Source organism: uncultured Eubacterium sp. (assembly GCF_945980375.1).
In the GTDB taxonomy this organism is placed as follows: Bacteria; Bacillota; Clostridia; order Oscillospirales; family Acutalibacteraceae; genus Eubacterium_R.
Genome location: NZ_CAMFQO010000052.1, coordinates 1 through 3,150 on the forward strand (window position 1 = coordinate 1; position 3,150 = coordinate 3,150).

The 3,150-nt window shown below is 39.9% G+C and carries 6 protein-coding genes and 1 pseudogene; 1 reads left to right on the forward strand and 6 read right to left on the reverse strand.

Features of this window, described 5'->3' with window-relative positions:
* The first annotated feature begins 190 nt into the window (after positions 1-190).
* A complete protein-coding gene (locus Q0P34_RS08360) occupies positions 191-574 on the forward strand; it encodes a hypothetical protein (RefSeq protein WP_294955361.1) in 384 nt (127 codons plus the stop codon).
* Between the two features lie 160 nt (positions 575-734).
* Here Q0P34_RS08360 and Q0P34_RS08365 read toward each other — a convergent pair whose 3' ends face one another.
* The 6 genes and pseudogenes from Q0P34_RS08365 to Q0P34_RS08390 all read right to left on the reverse strand — a co-directional run bounded on the left by Q0P34_RS08365 (position 735) and on the right by Q0P34_RS08390 (position 3,037).
* Complete coding sequence (locus Q0P34_RS08365; protein WP_366783900.1) at positions 735-1,169, reverse strand: hypothetical protein; 435 nt, start codon at positions 1,167-1,169, stop codon at positions 735-737.
* 190 nt (positions 1,170-1,359) lie between these two features.
* Complete coding sequence (locus tag Q0P34_RS08370) at positions 1,360-1,761, reverse strand: hypothetical protein (RefSeq protein ID WP_294955363.1); 402 nt, start codon at positions 1,759-1,761, stop codon at positions 1,360-1,362.
* 7 nt (positions 1,762-1,768) lie between these two features.
* Positions 1,769-1,987, reverse strand: a pseudogene (locus Q0P34_RS08375) (ParA family protein); the annotation flags it as partial.
* A gap of 112 nt (positions 1,988-2,099) precedes the next feature.
* Positions 2,100-2,492: a pyridoxamine 5'-phosphate oxidase family protein gene (locus Q0P34_RS08380; protein WP_009146100.1), complete on the reverse strand. Its 393-nt coding sequence runs from the start codon at positions 2,490-2,492 to the stop codon at positions 2,100-2,102.
* 87 nt (positions 2,493-2,579) lie between these two features.
* Positions 2,580-2,750, reverse strand: a complete 171-nt coding sequence (locus tag Q0P34_RS08385) for a hypothetical protein (protein WP_194941661.1) — start codon at positions 2,748-2,750, stop codon at positions 2,580-2,582.
* A 44-nt stretch (positions 2,751-2,794) separates the two neighbouring features.
* Complete coding sequence (locus Q0P34_RS08390) at positions 2,795-3,037, reverse strand: hypothetical protein (protein WP_294955366.1); 243 nt, start codon at positions 3,035-3,037, stop codon at positions 2,795-2,797.
* Between the last annotated feature and the right edge of the window lie 113 nt (positions 3,038-3,150).

The following is a 3,150-nucleotide window of genomic DNA, read 5'->3' on the forward strand; positions in this document are numbered from 1 at the left end:
ATTGAATTTTGTGTGGCGGATGCGACCGATAGAAAAAGTATATTAGAATTAAAAACTCAAACTTCGCAGGTGCTGAGCACCCGTAAAGCCTTGTGAAATCTATGTTTGTAGCAAAATAAATAGCATGAACTGCACCAATTTAGTATAATTAAGGTGTGAAACAAAACATACTAAAGCGGAGGTTCATGCTATGCAAATTATACCACAAACCACCCATCAGATGGAATCCATTTCGAAGAAAACTTCGCTGTTCTTCCACCAATATCGCATCGGCCAGATTTTGCGGTCTGCCAACGCATGCAAACTCAAGGGCTTTTCCGCTATTCTGGTGTTCCTTGTGCTCGTCAGCATCATCTTCGAGAACCGCTCGCTTTACATGCAACGCCGGCTTCACGAGGAATCCCTGCCGTTTGGCAAGGACACGGCCTACCGCTTCTTGAACTCCTGTCACACGAACTGGCGCAGGTTCACGCTGCTCCTTGCGGCGCGGATCATCAACGAAACCATCAAACCTTTGCCACAATGTCAAGTGATGAATTCAAAAATGGCAAAAAAATACTCCCTTTCCATTTGAAAAGGGAGTTGAATAGAGAATTAAAAGCCTTATAGAGCATAACTTCATCCGCCGCCGGCATCGGTAAACCTGCCGACCCTATATTACTAAAATGATTTACCAAGAACGAAGCTCAATTAAAGTGCTGAAGCGCAACGGAAAGCTGCGATTTAATCTCTCTTTATTTTTTCAGGCGTATATACTTTAGTAAGCAGAGCGAAACAATTAAGATAACTGGGAAAACGCATGCCGCAAGCATTCCGGCTTTCATGTTGTCGCCTGCGTTTTGTGTAATAACACCTATGGCGGCAGGGCCAATTGACGCGCCCAAATCACCCGCCATAGCAAGAAATGCAAATAGCCCGGTTCCACCAAGCGGAATTTTACTTGATGCAATACTGATAGAGCCGGGCCACATAATTCCAACAGAAAATCCGCAGACAATACAGCCAATTAGTCCCAAAACAGGATTGGCAGAAACGGCGGCAAGCAAATAGCAAACCAGGCACAGAATGCCTGACCCCATCATAAAATTTACCAAATTCATTTTGTGTCCGTACTTTCCGTAAATGGTACGGCTGAGTCCCATTGACACGGCAAACATACATATATTCATCGTTTTCTTCAATGGTTGAGAACGGGCGGTTATCAAATCGTAGAACATTCTTATGACCTAAGTGTAGGTCTGCTATATAGAATGTCATCTTAATTCCTCCTTTCAATGCCATTATACATATTTATATTAATGCTGTTAAATGTGCGTTTAGTATGTAGCAAACAGGAAGGGCGTTACCCTTCCCGTTCGCTTAAGAAGAAAGGATGGTGTTTTTATTCCAATTCAGTTTCCAATCAATATATGATTCGTTTGAAATCATATCAAGCGCGGCTGCCTTTTTCATAATGCGATAGTTCTCAAGGTAAGGATAAAGGCTTGGAATATCCAAAATGATTTTCCCGTCAACTACCTTAACTTCGTTTTCGCCGTTGGCTTCAATCCAGAATATCGTTTCCATTAGTTCAACAACATCATCGGTGTCGCAGCCTTTGAAAGTGTTAGAGGAAACATTAAGCTTTTTTGACAATGCCTCAAATGCCTTGTTCCTACACTCACAAACTTTGTTGTACTGAGCAATACTCTCCTCGTTCAGTTCAACATCACTTTCAACTGAAACAACAGCTTCTACTTCGGACAGATTCCTTAATCTCATAACAATTATCATTCATAATGTCAACGAGCTTGTTTGCCAATGTGATGCTTAAATCATCATTATCTGTATATCCAAGACTCGTTGTTAAGTCGCCCTGTGGATCTGCGTCAATCAAAAGCACCCTTTTACCTTGCAAAGCAAGTCCGGCTCCGAGATTGAGCGTTGTGGTAGTTTTACCAACACCGCCTTTCTGGTTGCTTATGGTAATAACCTTACAATTAGACATCTTTTGCCTCCTTTCATAAAATTTAGCCGAAGAAACATCCCTCGGCTATGTAAATAAAAAAAGACCTATCATTTATTTCTAAACGATAGGTCAAAATGTATGCTATATAGTTTTAAATAAGGCTTTCGCCATCGCCCATAACGGGAATATCAACTGCTGTTGCATCTTCTAAATGAAAAGTTATTACTTTATTGCCTGTTTCTTCATTATATATGGATTCAATATGTGCAGTTTTTATCATCTCTTCTGCGTATTTTTCATCTGTTTCAAATACTGCCTTGCCTGTGTAACGAAGCCAATGTCCGTCAGGCTTACAGGCAACAACCTCAACTAAAGGATTGTTTACAAGCTGCCTGTAAACATTCTTGAAGTCGCCAACGCCGAAGATTACTTTATCGTCTTTTTCAAGAAATGCCCCGAGAGGTCTAATTTTGGGTTGATTACCGTCTGTTGTTGCTAAAAAGAAAACACCCGTTTCTCTTAAGAAATCGCCGATTTTGCTCATTTATTATTCCTCCTATAAATTAGTGCCTTTTATTATACCATAATTTGGTCGGTATGTCAATATAAGCCGACTGAACTTTCAATCGGCTTATACAATATCAAATTTTTTCTTTTTGCATTTACCAAACTTGATAAGCAGTTCGTCAATTCCGTCTGTATATTTTCCTTTGGAAATCAGTTCATTTCGTTTATCCATTAAGCAAGCGACTATGCTGCGTTTATCCGTATCCGTAAAAACTAAATGGTACTTGTTTTTCATAGGTATTCCTCCTTGCAGCTATATATTAGCACATTAGAGATAATTTATGAATTATGCGTTCGGTTGTTTGCTTCAAGTATTTCTTCAAGTGTTCTCGGTCTGTATCTCATATATGTCATCATACAGCCGACATTATACATCTCTATTTTAGCATTGTGAACTTCACGCATTTTTGTTTGTACCTCTGCCATCATTCGCCACTCAAAAGTGCTGTGAACATGACCGTAAAGATGATACCAACCGTAAAAATGCTTATTGTAGCAAGGAATAGGGTAATGACAAAGCACAACACCCGTGCCATCGCCGAAGGATATTTCCTTGTAGTCAACAATTTCAACGAATTGCTGGTCCTATGTCAAGTTTGAGTACAAATTAAATTGAGGTTTCTATCAATCAGTTA

Excerpts from the sequence above, each read along its gene's own strand:
- Q0P34_RS08385 (WP_194941661.1), bottom strand. The coding sequence starts at position 2,750 with ATGAAAAACAAGTACCATTTAGTTTTTACGGATACGGATAAACGCAGC.
- Q0P34_RS08370 (WP_294955363.1), bottom strand. The coding sequence starts at position 1,761 with ATGAGATTAAGGAATCTGTCCGAAGTAGAAGCTGTTGTTTCAGTTGAA.
- Q0P34_RS08380 (WP_009146100.1), bottom strand. The coding sequence starts at position 2,492 with ATGAGCAAAATCGGCGATTTCTTAAGAGAAACGGGTGTTTTCTTTTTA.
- Q0P34_RS08360 (WP_294955361.1), top strand. The coding sequence starts at position 191 with ATGCAAATTATACCACAAACCACCCATCAGATGGAATCCATTTCGAAG.
- Q0P34_RS08365 (WP_366783900.1), bottom strand. The coding sequence starts at position 1,169 with ATGAATATATGTATGTTTGCCGTGTCAATGGGACTCAGCCGTACCATT.